This window comes from Neobacillus niacini (assembly GCF_048572935.1).
GTDB classification, from domain to species: domain Bacteria; phylum Bacillota; class Bacilli; order Bacillales; family Cytobacillaceae; genus Neobacillus; species Neobacillus niacini.
In genome coordinates this window covers 5,006,573-5,028,214 of record NZ_CP183883.1, presented here as the reverse complement: position 1 = coordinate 5,028,214, position 21,642 = coordinate 5,006,573, and the positions used below count along the sequence as shown (strand labels likewise).

General features: G+C 40.7%; 20 protein-coding genes. All 20 read left to right on the top strand.

Features of this window, described 5'->3' with window-relative positions; translation table 11 throughout:
* Positions 1–32: 32 nt before the first annotated feature.
* A complete protein-coding gene (locus ACN6MT_RS24590) occupies positions 33–1,226 on the top strand; it encodes an acyl-CoA dehydrogenase family protein (protein WP_419888484.1) in 1,194 nt (397 codons plus the stop codon).
* 64 nt (positions 1,227–1,290) lie between these two features.
* Positions 1,291–2,244 carry a VOC family protein gene (locus ACN6MT_RS24585; protein ID WP_034674446.1) on the top strand — a complete coding sequence of 318 codons (954 nt, stop codon included), beginning with the start codon at positions 1,291–1,293 and terminating at the stop codon, positions 2,242–2,244.
* A 42-nt stretch (positions 2,245–2,286) separates the two neighbouring features.
* Complete coding sequence (locus ACN6MT_RS24580) at positions 2,287–2,766, top strand: flavin reductase family protein (protein WP_419888483.1); 480 nt, start codon at positions 2,287–2,289, stop codon at positions 2,764–2,766.
* 113 nt (positions 2,767–2,879) lie between these two features.
* Positions 2,880–3,656: a 2-keto-4-pentenoate hydratase gene (locus ACN6MT_RS24575; RefSeq protein ID WP_419888482.1), complete on the top strand. Its 777-nt coding sequence runs from the start codon at positions 2,880–2,882 to the stop codon at positions 3,654–3,656.
* Positions 3,657–3,778: 122 nt separating this feature from the next.
* Positions 3,779–5,635, top strand: a complete 1,857-nt coding sequence (locus ACN6MT_RS24570) for a V4R domain-containing protein (protein WP_419888481.1) — start codon at positions 3,779–3,781, stop codon at positions 5,633–5,635.
* Positions 5,636–5,797: 162 nt separating this feature from the next.
* A complete protein-coding gene (locus ACN6MT_RS24565) occupies positions 5,798–6,637 on the top strand; it encodes an alpha/beta fold hydrolase (protein WP_419888480.1) in 840 nt (279 codons plus the stop codon).
* A 21-nt stretch (positions 6,638–6,658) separates the two neighbouring features.
* The gene (locus ACN6MT_RS24560) at positions 6,659–7,612 is read left to right on the top strand and encodes a VOC family protein (RefSeq protein ID WP_283864540.1); all 954 of its coding nucleotides are present in this window, start codon (positions 6,659–6,661) and stop codon (positions 7,610–7,612) included.
* A 75-nt stretch (positions 7,613–7,687) separates the two neighbouring features.
* The gene (gene tcuA / locus ACN6MT_RS24555) at positions 7,688–9,187 is read left to right on the top strand and encodes an FAD-dependent tricarballylate dehydrogenase TcuA (protein WP_419888479.1); all 1,500 of its coding nucleotides are present in this window, start codon (positions 7,688–7,690) and stop codon (positions 9,185–9,187) included.
* 188 nt (positions 9,188–9,375) lie between these two features.
* Positions 9,376–10,572: an acyl-CoA dehydrogenase family protein gene (locus ACN6MT_RS24550; RefSeq protein ID WP_419888478.1), complete on the top strand. Its 1,197-nt coding sequence runs from the start codon at positions 9,376–9,378 to the stop codon at positions 10,570–10,572.
* A gap of 50 nt (positions 10,573–10,622) precedes the next feature.
* The gene (locus tag ACN6MT_RS24545; protein WP_419888477.1) at positions 10,623–11,459 is read left to right on the top strand and encodes an adenylyltransferase/cytidyltransferase family protein; all 837 of its coding nucleotides are present in this window, start codon (positions 10,623–10,625) and stop codon (positions 11,457–11,459) included.
* A complete protein-coding gene (locus tag ACN6MT_RS24540; protein WP_419888476.1) occupies positions 11,456–12,328 on the top strand; it encodes an isocitrate lyase/PEP mutase family protein in 873 nt (290 codons plus the stop codon). Before ACN6MT_RS24545 ends, ACN6MT_RS24540 begins: the two co-directional genes overlap by 4 nt.
* 17 nt (positions 12,329–12,345) lie before the next feature.
* Complete coding sequence (locus ACN6MT_RS24535; protein WP_419888475.1) at positions 12,346–13,767, top strand: FAD-binding protein; 1,422 nt, start codon at positions 12,346–12,348, stop codon at positions 13,765–13,767.
* Between the two features lie 17 nt (positions 13,768–13,784).
* Positions 13,785–14,513 carry an SDR family NAD(P)-dependent oxidoreductase gene (locus ACN6MT_RS24530; protein ID WP_419888474.1) on the top strand — a complete coding sequence of 243 codons (729 nt, stop codon included), beginning with the start codon at positions 13,785–13,787 and terminating at the stop codon, positions 14,511–14,513.
* A gap of 31 nt (positions 14,514–14,544) precedes the next feature.
* Complete coding sequence (locus tag ACN6MT_RS24525; protein WP_419888473.1) at positions 14,545–14,991, top strand: GlcG/HbpS family heme-binding protein; 447 nt, start codon at positions 14,545–14,547, stop codon at positions 14,989–14,991.
* Positions 14,992–14,997: 6 nt separating this feature from the next.
* On the top strand, positions 14,998–16,374 hold the full coding sequence (locus ACN6MT_RS24520) for a flavocytochrome c (RefSeq protein ID WP_419888472.1): 1,377 nt from the start codon (positions 14,998–15,000) through the stop codon (positions 16,372–16,374).
* A gap of 278 nt (positions 16,375–16,652) precedes the next feature.
* The gene (locus tag ACN6MT_RS24515; RefSeq protein ID WP_419888471.1) at positions 16,653–17,504 is read left to right on the top strand and encodes an aspartate/glutamate racemase family protein; all 852 of its coding nucleotides are present in this window, start codon (positions 16,653–16,655) and stop codon (positions 17,502–17,504) included.
* 341 nt (positions 17,505–17,845) lie between these two features.
* Entirely contained in the window at positions 17,846–18,640 is a 795-nt protein-coding gene (locus ACN6MT_RS24510) for an electron transfer flavoprotein subunit beta/FixA family protein (protein ID WP_419888470.1), read from the top strand.
* Positions 18,641–18,652: 12 nt separating this feature from the next.
* The gene (locus ACN6MT_RS24505; protein ID WP_419888469.1) at positions 18,653–19,633 is read left to right on the top strand and encodes an electron transfer flavoprotein subunit alpha/FixB family protein; all 981 of its coding nucleotides are present in this window, start codon (positions 18,653–18,655) and stop codon (positions 19,631–19,633) included.
* 82 nt (positions 19,634–19,715) lie between these two features.
* The gene (locus ACN6MT_RS24500; protein ID WP_419888468.1) at positions 19,716–20,504 is read left to right on the top strand and encodes an ABC transporter ATP-binding protein; all 789 of its coding nucleotides are present in this window, start codon (positions 19,716–19,718) and stop codon (positions 20,502–20,504) included.
* Positions 20,505–20,636: 132 nt separating this feature from the next.
* Positions 20,637–21,500 carry a fumarylacetoacetate hydrolase family protein gene (locus ACN6MT_RS24495; RefSeq protein ID WP_419888467.1) on the top strand — a complete coding sequence of 288 codons (864 nt, stop codon included), beginning with the start codon at positions 20,637–20,639 and terminating at the stop codon, positions 21,498–21,500.
* The last annotated feature ends 142 nt before the right edge of the window (positions 21,501–21,642 follow it).

The window sequence follows — 21,642 nt, the reverse complement described above, 5'->3', positions numbered from 1 at the left end:
GGTACGACAACCATATTACGGGAGGTTTTCATATGAACCAAAGCGTGTTGGAAACGAAAAATGTATTAGTCGACAGAGCAAGGGCTCTAATTCCTAAACTGCGTGAGTTTAGCCAAGATATTGATAGTAATAGTAGAATTCCAGAAGAAATCGTTAATGATTTGAAAAATGAGGGACTTTTAAAGGTACTAAGACCTTATATGTTTGGCGGCTATCAGACAAATATGAGAGCGTTCACAGAGGTTGTAACAGAGATTTCCCGTGGTAACGGTTCAGCCGGCTGGTTCGTTTGCCTTAGCAATATACGTGACTATATGATTTCCTATACATTTGGAGAAAAAGCATTAAATGAGATTTATTCTACAGGAAAAGATGTTGTATTAGCAGGTAACTTTAAACCTATTAAATGTAATATCAAAAAGGTCGAAGGCGGATATTTTGTTGAAGAAGCCCAGTGGCCATTTGTTTCAGGAAGTCCACATGCCGATTGGTGCTACTTTGGATTCCCATTAGTGGATGAAAATGGCGGAATGGAAATGGCTATCATGGTTGTACCGCGCGAGGAAATTGAGATTATTGACGACTGGAATGTTATGGGATTAAAGGGTTCCGGCAGCAATAGCTGTAGAATTCAAAATGTTTTCGTTCCAGAACACCGTGTATCGTTAGATCGCTTAGCAAGCAAAGGTCATTATCTAATTGAACCGCTGAAAGACGTTTCTTTATATAGATCTTCTTTTGTGCCATCTCTTACTTTATCAATTGTAGGACCGGCATTAGGGCTTGCGCAGGCAGCTATGGACCTTTATATGGAAAGACTTCCGAAGGCTGGAATTGGTAACACCTTTTATCATAAACAAAATGAAGCACCAATAACACATCACCAAGTGGCACAAGCACAATTGAAAATTGATACTGCTGAAATGTTCTTATACCGTGCTGTTGATAAAATTGATAGCTATGCAGAACGCGGTGAGGTAATGGATACCGCAGAAATAGTAAAAGTAAAGGCGGATTTTGGGTACGTAAATCAATTGTGTAAGGAAGCAATCGACCTTCTAGTTGCTGGAGTTGGTTCTATGTTTACCTACCATAGCAATCCTTTACAATTAGTCTATCGTGATTTTTTTGCCATGCATTTACATGGATTCATTACGCCATCAAGTTTAATAGAAACATATGGAAGAGTCCTTTGCGGCCAAGAACCGAATACTTATTTTGTCTAACTTAAATGAAAAGGCTTTCTGTTTTCTGAAGATTCAAATATAAAATTAATTGGAGGAAAAAAACATGAGTTTACCAGAAATCGCAAAGTTAGGACATGTAGCTTTAGTCTCATCTGACCTTGAAAAATCACTATGGTTCTTTAAAGAATTAATAGGATTAGAAGAAACAGAAGAAGTAAATGGCACGCATTATTTACGCGCATGGGGAGACTTTGAGCACCACACCTTATCCATAACAGCTGGGGAAAAGTCGTATGTTGATCATATCGCGTGGCGAGCAAAGCGTCCTGAAGATGTAGAGCAATTTGCTCATCTGCTCGAGGAGGCAGGCACAGAAGTAAGCTGGGTGGAGGCTGGAGTGGAAGCAGGGCAAGGAAGAGCCATTCGTTTTAAATTGCCGAGTGAGCACCGTTTTGAAATTTATTATGACATGGAAAAAACACTAGCCGAGCCATCTAAACGTTCAGTGTTAAAGAACCAGACATATAAATCATGGGCAAAAGGCTGTTCTCCTCGAAGAATTGACCATGTTAATATTCTATCATCTTTGAAAGCCAACGTTATTTCAGATTATTTGATGGAGAAATTAGGATTTAAAATGAGAGAATGCGTTAAAGCTCCGGATGAATCATTAATTGGCGCATGGTTAAGCGTGACACCTTTGGTTCATGATATTGCGGTAAGCCATGATCCATTCTCGCCATCAACACATCAGATTCACCACTTGTCTTACTGGCTGGATAATGCTCAAGATTTGCTGCGCGCAGCGGACATTTTAACAGAACATGGACTTAAGTTTAAAGGTCCAGGTAAACATGGGATTTCACAAGCAATGTATATTTACGTGGTCGATCCAGGAAGTGGAGTACGCGTAGAATTATTCACAAATGGCTATTTGATTTTTGAACCAGACTGGGAGCCAATTGTGTGGACTTTAGATGAGATGGATGTAGGCTTTACCTTCTGGGGTGATCAAACAGACACCTTACCTGAAAATAATCCGACCATTGAAGCTTAAGAGTATAGTAGATTAACTTTATAGAAGAGAGAGGTTAGTAAAATGGATGATCGTCAATTTCGAACCGCGATGGGGAAATTTGCAACAGGCGTAACTGTAATTGCTACTGATGTGGATGGAGATGTGCATGGTATGACAGCAAATGCCTTCATGTCTGTGTCACTTGACCCGAAATTAGTTGTAATCTCAATTGGTGAAAAAGCAAGAATTCTTGAGAAAATTAAACAAAGCAAAACGTTTTCTGTGAATATATTAGCAGCGAATCAACAAGAACTTTCGATGATTTTTGCGGGACAATTGAAAGAACACCGCGAAGTGGAATTTGACCGATTAGATGGGAAACCCGTACTAAACGGAGCAGTTGCACAAATTGCCTGTGAAGTATCTGCAGAACATCTTGAAGGCGATCACACCCTATTCATTGGGAGAGTAACAGATATACATTTAGAAGATGCAGAACCACTAATTTTTTATAGTGGAAAATACAGATCCTTAGTGGAAGAAAAGGCTGTAACGGTTTAATTAACTTTTGGCTGTGTTAAGGTAGACTGTTGATTTAAGAACCTGTTGATTGGAGCGCAAATCAACAGTCCAATAACACAGCCTGCACTATAAAGTAAAGGGGGACAGCTAAATTGGACATTCAAAAAGCCGCGACTGCTTTAATGGAAGCAGAAGATGTGAAAAAACCGATTGCCCCATTCACATCCTCAACCGAAGTAATTTCAGTTGAGGACGCATATAACATCCAGCTATACCAAATCCAGCAAAAGGTAGAAAAAGGTGCGGCAATCGTTGGAAAAAAGATTGGGTTAACTAGTAAAGCCATGCAGGAAATGCTAAATGTTAGTGAACCAGACTATGGTCATCTTCTTGATAACATGATGTATAGAGATGGGGAAACCATAAGTCTTACTAAATATATTCAGCCAAGGATTGAATTTGAAATTGCATTTGTTTTAAAAAAGGACCTAAAAGGTCCAGGTGTGACAATAAATGATGTGATTGAGGCTACGGATTATGTTGTACCAGCCCTTGAAATTATTGATAGCCGCATAAAAGATTGGCAAATCAAATTTGAGGATACAGTTGCAGACAATGGGTCATCTGCTGGAGCCATTATTGGAAGTACAACGGCTAAACTAGATAAATTGGATTTAGCCTCGGTAAAAATGACAGTAACAAGAAATGGTGAATATTTGGACTCAGCAACAGGTGCCGCAGTAATGGGTCACCCAGCTCAAGCAGTGGCCTGGCTAGCCAATGCACTTGGAAGCTACGGAATCTCTCTCCATGCAGGGGAAGTCATTCTTTCAGGAGCACTTTCAAAAGCAATACCAATTGAGGATGGTGATACCTTCACAGCTGAGTTTGACTATTTAGGAGCAGTAACCGCTACCTTCAAGAAATAAAACACGCTATAAAGATTAAGACTCCTTGTATGCAACATGTAAGGAGTCTTTATTTTAAACTTTGACATTTGTAAGAATCAGACCAGTTTAATTTTTAATCTTTAGAGGGAAAAGGTGAGTTTATGAAGGGTAATCTCGACAATTTACTGGAACCAAACTACATAGAAGAAGGAAATAAAAAAATTCTAACCACCGCTGGAGCCTTTGGACTATTACGTAAAGGAATTATTGAAAATTTAGGATTACAGCGGGCCAAGGGTTTTTTACTGCGTTATGGTTGGAGTTTGGGTGTCAGTGATGCGGAAGAAGCCATGTTAAAAAGTACCTCCATAGACTATCTTATTAAACAAGCCGCCGTGCTCCATTTAAGTACAGGTCATATCGGAGATATCCAATCTGAAAGATTTATTGAATGGGTTGATTCAGAAAATATCAAAACAATAAGCGGGAAAGGAAAATGGATTCATTCATTCGAAGCCCAGGAGCACCTTAAACATCATGGAAAATCTGATATGCCTGTATGCCATATTTTAACGGGGTATGCAAGCGGCTATATGTCTACGATTTGTAAAAAGAGTTTGATTGTTAAGGAAATTAGTTGTGTGGCCAAAGGGGATCCTGAATGCTGCTTCGAAATGAAGCTCCAGGAGGATTGGGGACTGGAGATCGAGGAAGAACTCAAATTCTATCATGAAATCAATATTATTGAAGAATTAGAGTATACCTACGAGCAATTGTTAGAACAGCGAAATTATATCGATAAGGTTTCCAAATTCCATAAAAAATTAACGGAAAGTATTTCAAACGGAAGCAATTTGCAGGATATTGCCGATACCACTTTCGGATTATTAAAAATACCCATTTCAATCGAGGATTTAAGTTTCCAAAAGATTGTTTACGCAGGAATGGAAGAAGACGAATATAGCAGTTTGAGTAAAGAACTGAAAGAGAGCCTAATTCGAAAAAACAGAAAAAATAATAAACCACTTCCGCTTTTTAAAGAAACAACAAGACTAAAAACAGAAAATCAAGAGCGGCTCATCACTCCGATTATTGTCCAAAAAAAAGTAATTGGTTATTGTACATTCCTTTATTTAAAAGAAACAGAGAAAAGCTCCGAAAATAATATTATGTTTATCGAGCGTGTAGCAAATGCAGCCTCTTTATACCTTTTAAATGAGAAGACGAGCTTTGAAGCACTTGAAAAGATGAAAGGCTATTTTTTAGAACAAATCTTAAAGGGACAATATTCCTCTAGGGAAGAAATTATCAATCGCGGCCGTTATATGGGGGTAGACCTTGAAACCCCATTTTATATTGCTGCAATTGACTATAAAGAAAATGGCAAGACGGCAAAAGATAGTAATGATTACTATGAACAAATTTTAGAATCGATCGCTAAGTATCTAGACATTCAGGGATATAAAGCACTCATTGGTCAATATGAAGGTAAGATTATTATGCTGATACCAGAGTCGTCAAACATACTGCTTAATATGGAAAAAATATTAAAACATATAGAAACGACCCATTCATTTTACAACTATAAAATTGGAATTAGTGATAAAGCTGAGGAAATTGAACAGGTTTTGGAGTATTTGGATGAATCACTAATTAGCCTAAGGATGTCAACCGAGAAGAAAATAATCCATTTTAAAGATTTGGGGATTGTTGGTATATTAATTAATTCAAAAAATGTCAGCGGTATCAAGAAAATTGCGAAACAAGAATTAGGTGCGCTTTATAAATTAGGAGAGGGCAAACAAAAGGAATTATTGAAAACACTTTATGTGTTTTTAGCAAATGGCGGAAAACTCCAACAAACGATGGATGATTTGTCATTGTCGATGAGTGGACTTATGTATCGGATTAACAAAATCGAAACACTTATAAATAAGGATTTACGAGACTCATCACAAAGCTACCAGTTACTTTTGATACTAGATTCGCTTTTAGCTTTGGGAGAACTAGAAATATAGAGTGAAAATCCAATAAAAACTTACTAAAAAATAATAATAAATTAAATAGTTATTATTCTAGATATAAATGATTAAATTTTCTAAAATTTCAGTAAGGATAAAATGTAAGGGATTTCAATATGGTGGCATTCCTTATGAATAGTACGAGGAGGAGAATAAAAATTGACAAACATTACTCAACAATCGATTAAAAGTGCTAACTTTGAAACCTACCTAAATCGTGCAGGTAAAGGCAATTCAGAAGTAATTTTATTTTTACATGGCTCAGGACCTGGTGTTACATCATTTGCGAATTGGCGTTATGCGTTAAATGCCTGCTGCGAATCGTATGACTGTCTTGCTCCGGATCTATTAGGTTTCGGAAACAGCAGCCATCCAGAGACATTACCAAAGAATAGGCAGGAATGGATGGATTTATGGATTAATCAATTGATAGAGCTTTTAGATGAACTAGATGTTCAAAAGGCTCATTTAGTGGGTAATTCGCTCGGATGCTCGATTGCACTTGAGCTATTGTTAGAACATCCAGAGCGATTTGATAAAGTGGTGTTGATGGGACCTGGAGGAACACCAAATACCAAATTAAGCCATGAGCTTGCTCGTGCTAAAGGGTTTTACAACAATCCATCACCAGAGAAATTACGTCAAATTATGAGTTGGTTTGTGTATGACGCAGAGGCAATGGCTCCAATTATTGACGCTGTGACAGATTATCGCTATGAAACAGCGATGAAACCAGAAGTCCGAATTTCCAATGATTCGATTTTCGCAACAGCCGCTGTCCCTGTACCTGTGACTGCACTAAGAAGAATTGAACATCCTGTACTGCTTGTCCATGGAAGAGATGATATGGTCTGCTCTGTGGAATCCAGCTATTACTATCTTGAACATATCCCGAATTCACAAATGCATGTATTCGGTAAATGTGGGCATTGGACACAAATTGAAAAGCAGGAGAGCTTTAATCATTTAATTCAGAACTATTTTTCTAATAAAATCTAATCATTTGAGGGGGAATAAAAGATGACTTTACCTGAAATTGCAAAGTTAGGGCATGTTGCACTCGTAACACCAGATCTAGAAAAATCGCTTTGGTTTTTCCGTGATGTGATCGGTTTAGAAGTAACAGAGGAAGTAAACGGTACCTATTATTTACGGGCATGGGGCGATTTCGAACACCACTCCCTTTCCTTAACAGCAGGGGATAAAGGTTATGTCGATCATATTGGCTGGAGAACCAAACGTCCGGAAGATGTTGAAGGTTTTGCTCAGCTGCTTCAAAAAGCTGGTACGGAAGTAAAATGGATTGAAGCTGGTGAAGAAACAGGTCAAGGACGGGCCATTCGTTTTAAACTGCCAAGTCAGCATTCATTTGAAATTTATTATGATGTAGAAAAACCAAAAGCGGATGAAAAAAGCCGTTCAGTCCTGAAAAATCAAACATACAAGGCTTGGGCACGTGGCTGCTCTCCTAGAAGATTTGACCATGTAAATATTGCTACTTCCATGGATGTTCAAGAAATCCTTGATTACTTGGGTACACAATTAGGCTTTAAGCTGCGTGAATATGTTAGATACAACAATGAAAAAACTTTAGCCGGCTGGATGAGTGTAACGCCGCTCGTTCACGACATTGCCGTTATCTCAAGACCGGAGGCAGAGACACCAAACCAGCTGCACCATATATCTTATTGGCTTGATAACGCACAAGACGTGCTGCGGGCAGCAGATATTTTAGCTGAAGAACGTATTAAGTTCATCGGCCCAGGTAAACATGGAGTTTCACAAGCACTATACTTATATGTGCTTGATCCCGGAAGCGGCTGCCGTGTTGAACTGTTTACAAATGGATATTTAATTTTTGAACCGGACTGGGAACCAGTTGAATGGACGGAGGAAGATCATTCCATTGCGAATACCTATTGGGGTGAAACCGTCAGTGATAAAGAAATAAACAAACCAACAATAGAGGCTTAAATTAGAGAGCTGACTCAAATGCAATTGAGTCAGCTTTTTTCAAAGACATTTTCTTAAAAAGTGAGGCTGATAGTGATGAGTGAAAGCAAAATTTATGAAACAGATGTAGTTGTAGTTGGTGCAGGGAATGCAGCTATTTGCGCAGCAATCTCAGCTAAGGAAAATGGAGCGAATGTCTTGGTACTTGAAAAAGCACCAGAAGCTGAAAAAGGAGGAAACAGCACCTATACACATGGTTCCATTCGATTTGCTTACGATGGTATCGAGGATTTAAAGGAAATTATGCCAGATTTATCCCAAGAGGATATAGGGACTTCTGATTTTGGCGTCTATTCTGAGGAAGAATTTTATGAAGACATGTGCCGGGTCACCAATTACCGGACAGACCCGGAATTAGCTTCGATTTTAACAGGAAAAAGTTTTGAAACAATGAAATGGCTCACCGCCCATAAAGTCCGCTGGGTGCCTATATATGGTCGTCAAGCATTTAAGGTAGACGGTAAATTTAAGTTCTGGGGCGGAATGATTGTGGAATCGGTCGGCGGGGGACCTGGATTAGTAGAAGCTTTGCATAAAGAAGCATCTTCATTAGGTGTTCAAATTCTATTCAATGCCATGGCAACGGAGTTGATCCATGATGACGAAGGCGTGCAGGGAGTGATTTTTAAGCATAATGGTAAAACAACAAAGGTATATGCTAAGTCCGTCATTTTGGCCTCTGGAGGTTTTCACGCAAATCCTGAAATGCGGACGCGTTATTTAGGACCGAAATGGGACTTGGCCCATGCAAGAGGGAGCCGTTTTAATACTGGAGAGGGCATTCAAATGGCATTAAATATTGGAGCACTTGCTTGTGGTAATTGGTCGGGCTGTCATTCGGTCGGCGGCGACAGGTATCTTCCGGAATTTACAGAAGGCTTTCAAAAGCTAAGCTACCCTTTTGGAATTATGGTAAACGCAGAAGGAAAGCGCTTTGTGGATGAGGGTGCAGATTTCCGTAATTACACCTATGCAAAATATGGCAGGTTAATTCTTGAACAGCCGGGGCAATTTGCTTGGCAGATTTTCGATCAAAAAACAGCACGGCTTTTACGAGAAGAATACAAGGGCAGGCAAGTAACGAAAGTAAAAGCTAACACTTTAGAGGAATTAGCGGAAAAACTTGAAGGTGTGGACGCTAAAGGCTTTTTACAAACGGTCAAAGAATACAATGCGTCGATTGTGAAGGATATCCCGTTTAATCCAAATATCAAGGACGGAAGGTGTACAGAAGGATTAGAAGTACGCAAATCCAATTGGGCAAACACATTGGAGGAAGGTCCGTTTGAAGCTTATGCGGTTACTTGCGGTATTACCTTTACCTTTGGAGGTTTGAAAATTAACCCAACGACAGAAGTTCAAGATGTATTATCCAATTCTATTCCAGGTCTATATGCTGCAGGAGAGGTTGTAGGAGGTCTATTTTACTTTAATTACCCTGGCGGTGCAGGTTTAATGGCTGGATCTGTTTTTGGAAAAATTGCAGGTGAAAATGCAGCGAAATTTATCAAAACGAAGGAAATTATTAATTCGTAAAAAATCTGTACTATTTACTACTGATATGGACAAAACTTCAAATTTATAACTCAAAAACTAATAAAAATTATCTAAAAATGTTTAAAAGTTGAAAGGTTTTTACCCTTTAAAATGATTTTGTAATTTTCTAAAATTTAAGTAAGAACTTAAACGAATAAGTGAAATTAAATTGAAAAGGAGAATTTACAATGACAAAAGTTGCCTTTAGTGACACCTATCTTGTAGATAAAGCAAAAGCGCTCGTTCCGAATCTAAGAGATAGAGCAAAAGAGACGGAAGAAATACGACGGATTCCAGAAGCAACGATGAATGACTTAAAGGAAGCAGGACTTTTCAAGTTACTTCGCCCAAGAATATATGGCGGCTATCAAACGAGCATGAGAACCTATTCTGATTGTATTGTTGAAATCTCCCGCGGCTGTGCTTCGGCAGGCTGGATTTTATCACTATGTGCGATTCGAGAACTTATGGTAGCGGAATCATTCACAGAAAAAACGCACCAAGAAATCTTCGGAGAAAATGAAGATAATGTCCTGTTTGCTGGAGTATATGAACCTAGAAAATGCATTGCTCGAAAAGTGGAAGGTGGCTATTTAATCGAAGAAGGTTTCTGGATGTTCTGCTCAGGATCGCTTCATGCCACTTGGGGATACTTCGGAATGGCGATCAGGGATGAAGAAGGGAACCTAGTAGATCAAGCTTTGATGACACTTCCTTTTGAAGAAGTAGAGATTATGGATGACTGGCACGTCATGGGATTAAAAGGCACAGGCAGTAACAGTGTCAAAATGACCAACGTATTTATTCCTGAACACCGCGTGGTTTCTTTTGCAGAAGTGTTAAACGGACAATTTAAATCAGATCATTTACGCGATATCCCACTTTACAATACAGCACTTTTTCCAGCCTTAGCGTTGTCTTTGGCATTACCAGGCTTAGGATTGGTTAAGGCAGCGTTAGAATTTTTCCAGCAAGTTCTGCCTAATCGAAAAGCTGCTCATATTGGTGTAGAAAATTTAATTGATTCACCGACTCTCCATGCATTACTTTCGGACGCTGCTTTGAAAATTGATACCGCTTCCATGCATTATTACCGTGTGGCGGATGAGCTAGATGCATGGGCTGCCAGCGGTACATTCATGGATAAGCCAGCTCGAGTTAAGGCATTAGCAGATATCGGTTATGCCAATCAAGTAAGCAAGGAAGCACTCGATATTTTAATTCTAGCCAGCGGTTCTGGTTATGTATATGAAGGTCACCCGCTGCAAAGAATTTTCCGTGATTTTTGGACGCTCTATTCACACAGAACGATTTCACCGTTAATCACCAAAGAAAATTATGGCCGAGTTTTAGCAGGCTTAGAATCAAATGCACTAAGATATTAGGATACTCCTAATCTATCAAAAAATTCTTAATCAAGAAGAAAGGAGACTGTATGGAAACGATTTATATTAACCATGATAATTTGGCAGATTGGCAGGGAAAAGCAAATGCATGTGTAATGGCCCTTGGTTTTTTTGATGGACTCCATTACGGACATCGAGAAGTAATAAAAACGGCTTTACGGATAGCGAAAGAAAAGGGTGTGCAGGTTGCTGTTATGAGTTTCTTTCCACATCCAAAGTCTGTCTTATCCAATGGGGAAAAACAAGTTGATTATTTAATCCCGCTTTCTGTTAAGGAGAAGATTCTTCGGGGGCTTGGTGTCGATATGTTTTATATTGTTGAATTCACTAAGGAATTTGCCGCTCTTTCACCTGAACAATATGTTAAAGATTATCTGGTCAATCTTGGGGTTATCCATGCAGTCGCCGGTTTTGATTTTACTTATGGTTCTAGGGGAATCGGAAATTTAGAGCGTTTGATGATTGATAGTGGTGGAATCATTGATGTGACAAAAGTGGAAAAAGTAGCATGCCGCGGTGAGAAAATAAGCTCTACCAGCATTCGTGAAAGATTAGCTGCAGGCAATGTAGAGGAACTGCCAGATTTTCTTGGCTGCTGCTATGAAGTAGAAGGAATGTGGGATGGTCAAACATTCAAGTTGAATCCATACTATACACTTCCTGCCCCCGGAAAGTATGCGGTAAGCATTAATATCGGAAATTTATCAATGCTTACAGAAGTGAATGTGGTAGAAAAATCTCTTAAACCTGTTACAGAGCTGCCGCTATATATGTTTGGGAGGCTATCGATTGTTTGGCATCAGCGTATTTCTGAGGAGGCTGCCTTTTCTCGTCCTATTTTAAAAGTTGGAGGATTATCTCTATGAATAAATGTCAAGATTTTCAAAAACTGCTTCGTGAACCAGGTTCCTTTATTCTTCCTGGGGCCTATGATGCGATGTCAGCAAAGTTAATAGAAGAAACTGGCTTTAAGGCGATCTATGCTACGGGAGCTGGAATATCTAATGCACAGCTTGGCTGGGCTGACGTAGGACTTACCTCTCTTAAGGAAGTGGTTGATGTCGTTGCCAGAATGGCCGATGTTACCAATGTTCCGATCGTAGTAGATGGAGATACTGGGTTCGGAAATGCTATCAATGTGATTCGGACGGTAAAAGAGTTTGAACGTGCGGGTGTCGCTGCCATTCAGATGGAGGATCAGGTATCACCAAAGAAATGCGGTCATTTTAATGGAAAAGATGTCATTTCGAAAGAAGAAATGGTAGGAAAAATTAAGGCTGCCTTAGATGCCCGAAAAGATGAAAATCTGGCCATAATGGCACGGACTGATGCCATTGCAACAAATGGCGTTGAAGACGCCATTGACAGGGCTTTTGCTTATTACGAAGCGGGTGCAGATATTATTTTTGTCGAAGCACCAAATACCATTGAAGAATTACGGCAAATTACTAGTTCACTAAAAGGAATTCCACAGGTTATTAACTTAGTAGAGGGCGGCAAAACTCCACTCATTTCTTTAAAAGAAGCAGAAGAAATAGGTTTTAAAATCATGCTGTGTGCGAATACTGCACTTCGTTCCGCTATTAAAGGAATCACTGAATCTTTAAGAATTTTAAAAGAAGAAGGCTCTCAGGAAAATCTATTACCTTTAATATGTACCTGGGAGGAAAGACAATCACTTTTCAAACTAGATCAAATCAAAGAGTGGGAAAAGAAGTATTTATATAATAATTAATCTAGGAGGTTACGAAAGTGGAGAGAGAATTGGATTATGACATCGTAGTAATTGGCTGTGGTGTGGCAGGAACAGCAGCAGCTTTGTCCGCTGCAGAAAGTGCCAAGAAGGAAGGAAGAAATTTACGAATTGCGATCTTAGAACGCACGGATTACGATCATCGGGGCGGAAATTCCAGATGGACAGCCTCTTACATGCGAATGAAGAATATTGATGAAATCGCAGACAACTTTGTAGAAGATATGATGGCATTCTCAGATGATTTCTCCGATAGGGAGTACATAGAAACTCTCGCAGAAAACGCTGGAAGTACGCTGCGCTGGGTCGAGGAAAAAGGGGTAGATTTCGATTACCTGCCAACGATGTTTTTAACTTCTTCAAAACCGCGGCTTCTCCCAGTTGGCGGCGGCCGGGCAATCATTGATACATTATCCCGCCGTGCTGGCGGACTTGGTGTCGAGATTATTTATGAAGCGACTGCTTGGAAATTACTCCTTGATGATGAAGGTGCGATAAATGGACTCATGGTTCGTGTTAAGGGTGGTAATTCTCTTCAGCTGAAAGTCGGCGCTGTTGTTCTTGCAGCTGGCGGATTCCAAGGAAATCAAGAGATGATGGCACAGTATGTTGGCAGAGATGCACATAAAATCCGCACTGTTGCCGAAGGCGGCCTTTACAACAAAGGGGAAGGTATTCGGATGGCAATGGCAATTGGCGCTAAAGGAGCCGGCCAGTTCGACGCCTTTCATGCAGAACCAGTTGACCCTAGAAGTAAGCGGGAAGAAGCAGCCGTTATGACCTATCCTTACGCAATTTTGGTTGATAAAAATGGCAACCGTTTTGTCGATGAAGGTATTTCCACAGTAGACGAGCAATATGAAGCGGTAGCCCGCAAAATCTTCTACGATCTCCCTGACCATATCGCCTATATGATCAGTGACCAAAAAATGTACGATATTCCGAATTATGAACGAGCAATCGAAACAGATAAACCGGCAATTGAGGCTGATACACTCGAGGAATTAGCTGTAAAAATTGGGGTGCCTGCAGATCAGTTGACTGCAACGGTAAAAGCATTCAATGCAGCTGTACAGCCAGGTGAATTCCATTGGGATAAGAAGGACGGAAAACAGGCTGTTGGAATTAATCCGGCTAAATCAAATTGGGCGATTACAATCGATAAGGCGCCATATATCGCCTACCCTATTGTCTGCTCCAATGTTTTCACGAATGGAGGCATAGCTTCTGATACAAATGGAAGGGTTTTATCGCAGGATGAAGATGTAATTCCAGGATTGTACGTAGCAGGTGAGACAGCTGGTCTTTATTATGGCAAATATCCTGGCGGCACATCCGTGCTTCGCGGCCTGGTATTTGGTAAACGTGCTGGTGAGCATGCAGCGTCATACGTCAGCGATTTAAAAAAACTTGGGGTGTAAAGAAGGGGTGTTGACCTTTGGAACTAAAAAATAAAGTTGCATTTGTAACTGGCGGCGGCAGAGGAATTGGCAGGGAAACCTGCTTGCTTTTAGCAAAGCAGGGGGCAAAAGTAGCTGTATTTTCTCGTAGTATAGCAGAAATTTCGGAAACGGCTGCTTATATTAGGGAGGAATTAGCTGGCGAAGCAATCGCTCTTGCTGGTGATGTACGCTCTGAGGAAGATGTGAACAAAGCAATTCAGGAAACGGTAGAAAAACTGGGTAGTATTGATATTTTAATTAATAATGCTGGTGTCATGCTGCTAAAGCCATTCGATGAAACGAGTGTTGAAGAGTGGGACTTTGTCCAAGAAATCAATACCCGCGGTGTGTTTTTATGTGCGAATGCAGTAGTACCGCAAATGAAAGAGAAAAGAAATGGTGTCATTATCAATGTATCATCGATTTGGGGAACAAAAGGCGGTCCGGACAGAAGTGCCTATATTACCTCTAAATGGGCAGTAATTGGTTTTACCAAAGCATTGGGTGAAGAGTTAAAACCATTTAATGTAAGAGTAAATGCCGTCTGTCCAGGTCCAGTTGACACAAAGATGATGGAAGATATTGCTCCAGATGCGAACAAAGATAATTGGCTGCAGCCAGTTGATATGGCAAATGTAATAGTTGACATGTGTCTGCCAAAAATGAAAGCAGTATCCGCGACGGTAATCGAAGCATTTGGAAATGGAAGACCAGTAAATTTATAAACTAATTTGTTGATAGAAAAGGGGAAAGAAAATGGAAAACATTACAACAGCAATTGAATCAAAAAATATCAGTCTAGCACTAGCAAATAAAATGCTCGAGGCAGCATTTGCAAAGGGACAAGAGTTAGGTATCCCGTTTAGTATTGCGATTGTCGATAAACCAGGAAATTTAAAAGCATTTAATGCGATGGATGGTGCGCCAATTTTAAGCCTTGAAATCGCTCAAAATAAGGCGTTTTCTGCTGCCGCCTATAACCGGGCAACACATGAATGGTATGACAGATTAAAGGATGATCCACCATTACTTCATGGTATTGTTCACACACCTCGATTAGTCATTTTTGGAGGAGGATATCCAATTAAAATTAATAATGAACTTATTGGTGGAATTGGTGTTAGCGGCGGTCATTATTCTCATGACATGCAGGTATGTGAAGCAGCCTTAGAAGTGTTAAAAGCCTTTGAATCTGAGGAGTGATAAGGAATGGAAAGCTATGATTTGATCATTCTAGGAGGCGGGCTTGCGGGCATGTGTGCCGCCGTTGAGGCTGGGGAGCAGGGGATAGATGTCCTGCTCCTGGAAAAGCAGGATGAACTCGGCGGAAGTACAGTCCTCAGCTCAGGTTATATGGCATTTGCAGGTACAGATATGCAGGAAAATGCAGGAATTATTGATTCTACAGAATCGCTGCTAGCTGATATGACGGAGGTTGGCGGCGGGGTAAATGATTCAACACTTGTAGCTGAATATGGCAAGCATCAGCTCGAGACCTACCAATGGCTGGTTAACCACGATATCGAGTTTAGATCCTTGGAAGCGGTAAGTGGTCATAGTGTTCCGCGCGGTCATATTATTGATCCTCATCAGGCTATCCAGTCTCTATACAAAAGAGTGAAGCAGCTAGCTAACGTGACGGTTTATTTTAATGCTCCTGCACGGAGACTGCTAAAGAACGCTGAAGGACGAATTGATACGGTTTTATATGAAAGTGAAGGGGAAGAAAGGAAGGCAGTTGCTTCGAAAGGAGTATTAATTGCTTCTGGCGGTTTTGCTAAAAGCGAGAAGTTGCTCGGACAGTTTGCCCCTCAATTAAAGGGTGCCTTAAGAATTGGCGGTGCCGGCAATCAAGGTGATGGAATTCAGATGGCCTGGGAGCATGGTGCATGGATGAAGGACCTTCCTTATTTGAATGGAACATACGGATTTCATCCAAGTGCAGCAGGGAAGTTAAAGTCACAGGGATTGGCATTTTATAAAGGAGCTATTATGGTTAACCAGCTTGGTAAGCGGTTTGTGAATGAATCTATTTCTTATAAACTACTAGGAAAAGCGGCATTCGATCAGCCTGAGCAGATTAGCTATCAAGTATGGGATCAGACCGTAATGGATAAGGGCGTGCTAGATGATCCGCTCTATGATTTTGAATTGCTAAAGAAGCGCAGACTTTTGTACAAAGCGGATACGTTAGAAGAACTGGCAGACTGTATTGACGTACCTGTAGAAGTACTGGAAGACACCATTTCGAGATACAATCAAGGCGTTCAAAATGGAGAAGATCCTGATTTTGGCAGAAAGTCATTGACCCATAACTATGGAAAACCAACAGCGATTGAAACAGCGCCTTTCTATGCATTTGAATCAACCGTTGCCATGCTTGCCACCTATGCAGGCATATCTGTAAATGCGAAGGCCCAGGTCGTGAACCCTTATGGTGAGTCTATTCCTGGATTGTATGCAGCAGGAGAAGTAACCGGTGGATTTCACGGAGCAGGATACATGACGGGAAGTTCGTTAGGGAAAGCTGCTGTTTTCGGGCGGCTGGCAGTAAAGGCTGCTGTTTCTGGGAACGCGGTAGTTTGAGTGGGCGTCCAGGTTATATAAGGCGGACAACTATCAATGTTTCTTTGATTAAGGCCCTGTTATGATTCATTGTTGAATTCATGTAGGTATGAAAATCCATAGGCGGAGATTTTCCAGCTAATGTATATAGAGGAACCTTAAGAGGCTGAAATAAGCGGAGAAATTCCGATTAACTGTTTAAAATAAGACAAAATCAAATGATTTGGATAATTTAAACGTGTGAAAATCAACATTCAGTTATAACAGTATTAAAAATACGTAAAAAGGAGGTCGTTAAGATGAAAATCTGGCATCAAAGTCTTACAACGATTGATCGGGTCCCGCATTATCGGGATGCAATCATCAAACATGTTAGTAGAATTGCCCGACCGGATGTAGAGGTTGTTTTACATGGTATGTCGGAAGAGACATATCCTTCCCATTACCCGGGAATTTTTATTACTCATTCTTATCTGCAAAATCTCCACCGGGAACAGTTCGTGCGTGCTGCGCTTACCGCTGAAAAAGCCGGGTACGACGCCATGTTCATCGCAACAATACCTGATGTAGGGCTTTTAGAAGCACGTACGCTGGTAGATATTCCTGTAGTTGGGTACGGTCAAGCATCCTTCCACATGGCTTCCATGCTTGGGGACCGGATAGGAGTGGTGAACTTCTTAGCACCGCTCGCGGATCAGCTCCGTCAGAATGCTGAAAAGTACGGTTTAGGAGGAAAGCTTGGTCCAATCGTGCAGACTGAAGCGGGCTTTGATGATATTATGGCTGGATTTAATGATCCTGAACCGATTATTGAATCGTTCAAAAAAGCAGCAGAGCAAGCGATTGCAGATGGAGCCGATGTCATCATCCCTGGAGAGGGCCCGATGAATGTCTTTTTAGCGACGCATGGGATTTCTAGAATTGGCGATGTACCAGTGGTCGACTCCTTTGCAGCTGGAATCAAGATGTGCGAGTCACTTGTTGATTTGCGTAAAAACTCGGGTGTTTATATGACACGCAGAGGATTCTTCAATGCAAAGCCTCCTGCTGAGGCAGTGGAAAGACTGAGAGAAATGTACGGACTGATTCCTTCTCCTGATCCTAAAGACGATCACGGTTTGTTGGTTAAGGGAGTAGGCGTTAAGAGCTAATGAAGCCCTCGGACGAGAAGAAGCGCGCTGAAGGGAATTAAAAGAGGTGTTTGGTGCTCATCGGAGGAAAAGAAGCTTGCTGAAGGGAATTAAAAGAGATCTTTGGTGCCCTTTGGTTGGGAAAAGGCCCGCTGAAGGGAATCAAAGAGGATTTTTGACGCCCTTCGGAAAGAAAAAAGCCCACTGAAGGGAATCAAAGAAGGTTTTTGTTGCCCTTCGGATAGAAAAAAGCCCGCTAAAGGGAATCAAAGAAAGGCTATGGTCCCCTTTACAGGAAAAAAGCCCACTGAAGGGAACCAAAAATAATATACCATCTTAACAATCGTGAGGTGAAAATAAATATGCACATCGTTGTCTGCCTTAAACAGGTACTAGACCCAGAAATTACACCGAAGTATTTTAAAATAGATCCCGAAACCAATCGTCCAGATAACAGTGACAGTGATTTGGTACTCGACTCGTTCGCCGAGAATGCACTTGAACTTGCTATACAGCTTCGTGACAAGGTTCCTGGTGCTACTGTTACCGCACTTTGCCTCGGAGATGAGGAATCGGAGGAGGTACTGAAGAGGGCACTCGCCTTTACCGCGAATGCGGCGGTAAGGGTGTGGGATGAAGAGTGGGAAGATCTAGACGGACAGGCTGTTGGCCATATTCTGGCACAAACCATTAAATCTTTAGGCGGTGCACAACTGGTACTTACAGGTTATCAAGCTAGTGATATCGAGGAAGGCCTCGTTGGACCTGTTATGGCTGAAGAGCTAGGAATTCCTTGCGTGACACTTGTTTCAGACCTTGAGGTGGAAGAGAATCGTGCAAAGGCTACTGTTGAGGTTGAAGGTGGATATGCGGTTGTCAGTGTTCCATCTCCTGCAGTATTTACCATCATCAGTTCTGAGTCAAACGTTCCAAGGCTTCCTAAAGTCAAGGATATTAGGCTTGCGAGAAGTAAACCTATTGTGCTATTAGAATCAGAAGATCTTAAACTTGATACTGAGCGCTGTCAACCAGGTGTTAAGCTCGAGCGGGCATACGTCCTAAATAGGGAGGTTGCTTGTGATGTCTTGCCCGGTGAGGATGGGGCAGAGCTTGCTGGCAAATTAGCTGAGCGGCTTTTGGCTCTCAAGATTTTATAGGAGGATTCAACTATGTCTAGAATTCTTGTTTTTGCAAATCAAGAGGGGGATGTCTTGAGTTCAGGTGCCAAGGAAGCTATAGCCTTTGGCAGCCGCTTGGCTAGTTCTACTGGAGGCGAAGTTCGTTCCATCACTCTTGGACCTTTCGCAGAGGCTGGAGCTAAAGAAGCAATTGCCAGTGGGGCAAGTATCGCATACACCATTACTAATCCTCTTTTAGCTGAATATGATGTTGAACTGTTTGGTAATAGCATTCATACTGTTTTCGAGCAGTCTGGGGCCGATATACTTATCCTGTCCTTTGACAAGATTGGTAAGGATTTAGTTGGCAGACTGGCTGCACGAAATGGTGCCTCTGCTATTACGGAAGTAGTTGATTACACTGCCAACAGTGATAAAATAGGCTGGATTCGGCCAATTTACGGAGATAAGGCGTTTGGTGAGTACACCACTACTCGTAAGAAGGTAGTAGTGGGTATTCGTAAAAAGAGCCAGGATGTGAATGTGCCGGATGAGACAAATAAAGGTGAAATCATTGAAGTCGATTATGCCCCTTCAGAAGAAATGATCGTCAGCAAACTGGTTGTGAAAATTCAAGCTGCCTTATCGGATATTCGTTTGGAGGACGCTCGAATCATCATCGCAGGCGGCCGAGGGCTTGGTGGATCAGAAGGCTTTACGGATCTTCAAGTTCTGGCAAATGTACTTGGAGGTACTGTCGGTGCTTCACGTGCGGCATGTGATGCCGGATGGGTTCCTTCAAACCTTCAGGTAGGTCAGACGGGTGCAGTCGTAGCTCCTGATTTATATATTGCAGTTGGAATATCTGGTGCCAGTCAGCATTTGGCTGGAATTACAAATGCCAAGAGTGTGGTGGCAATTAACACAGATCCAGAAGCTCCTATCTTTAAACGAGCAAATATCGGTGTGATTGCAGATTATAAAACTGTCATTCAAGCACTAACAGAAAAACTAAAAAAGGTACTTGTTTAGGAATTTTCCGCATGAAATAATAAAGACATCCTCAATTGAAATAGGTTGAGGATGTTCTTTTTTAAAGGTGGGATAAAAGAATATGGTGGTAAAGCTTGAAGATGTCTACCTATACCGAGAAGGCAATATGATTTTAGGTAATGTTAATTGGCAAATTGATACGGGTGAACATTGGGTACTATTTGGATTAAATGGATCAGGCAAAACGGCGATTCTAAATCTGTTAAATGCCTTCTATTTTCCAACTAAAGGGAATGTTACCGTTCTTGGAATGGAATTTGGAAGAACCTACCTCGGTGAAAAATTACGAAAGCAAATCGGTTTTGTTTCTACTTCGCTGCAAGAAAAATTTTATCCAAGTGATACTTCTTTGGAAGTCGTGTTAAGTGGTGCATTTGCGTCCATTGGTCTTTATGAAACGCCAACAGAAGAAATGAGAATTAAAGCAGCAAATGTAATGGAACAGCTTGGAACAACCAACTATGCAAACCGGAGATATGAAACGCTTTCCCAAGGGGAAAAACAACGGGTTCTCATTGCCCGTGCGTTAATGTCTGAACCTAAGTTACTGATCTTAGATGAGCCGACAAACGGATTGGATTTTGTTGCCCGAGAGTTGTTATTAGAATCCATTGAAAAAATTGCTAAAGAACCGCTTGCTCCAACGATTATTTATGTGACACATCATGTTGAAGAAATAGTACCTGTTTTCAATAAAACTTTACTACTAAAAGAGGGACAGGTATTTGCTGCGGGCAAGACAAGTGAAATGATTTCAAATAAACAGCTTACCCAATTTTTCGATCTTCCGGTTCAGGTTAATTGGGAAAATCATCGGCCGTTTGTAACAAGATTACAAATGCAGGTTTAGCATTAACGAAGTTTTCTGATAATAATTATCGAAAAATTTTAAAAAAACAGATAGTATTTATTCTAGTAAGACAGTGAAAAAGTTTCTAGTATTGTATGCAAGTTTAATAAGGTAAATAGGATGGTGGATGAGATGAAGGTACTTTCTTACTATGAGAATCAACATGTAAAACTAGGGATTAAAACAGATGATGGAATTATTGATGTTCATGCTGTTTCTGAGAAAACAGGAATTGCTGCACCAAATACAGTTTTAGAAGTTATTGAAGGTGGAGATGAAGCATTACAAGCGTTAACGACAATCATAACAAATTCTGATGAGAAATTGGATGAAGAAAATATTCAATACGCCCCGGCAATTCCGAATGCGGGAAAGGTGATATGTGTTGGTGCTAATTACCGTAAACATGCTATAGAATCTGGTCTTGCTATCCCAGAAGAACCTATTTATTTTGCTAAATATGCCAATAGTCTTTCTGGACATCGTGAAGAAATTCCGGTACCCCAAATGGCTGTAGAAGTGGATTACGAAGTTGAATTAGTAGCGGTAATTGGAAAACCAGCAAAAAATGTTCCCGTTGAAGCAGCTTTAGATTATGTGTTTGGATATGCAGTCGGCAACGATCTTTCCGTACGGGAACTTCAATTCCGAAGTAATCAATGGCTCTATGGAAAGGCGATTGACGGTTTTGCGCCATTTGGACCCTATATCGTAACGGCCGATGAGGTTCCTAATCCACAAAACCTGAACTTAAAGTGCTGGGTCAATGGGGAATTACGCCAAGATTCAAACACGGAGGATATGATTTTCTCTACTGCAAAGATTATAAGTGATTTGTCGCAAATTATGACGCTGCAGCCAGGTGACGTCATTTATACAGGCACACCAGAGGGAGTTATTATGGGAATGGAAGAAAAAAACTGGTTAAAGTCTGGTGATGAGATTGTGTGTGAAATAGAGGGTCTTGGAAGTCTAGTAAATAAATTGAGAAAATAAGATTAATATAGAATAAATTTAGTAGAATGTTTTCATATAGTAGAAAAGAGACGACTCAAAATCGATTTTTGGATTTTTGAGTCGTTTTTTATTTACTAATTTTATCCTTAGGTATTTTTTAGTAATAAATTATTGAAAATAA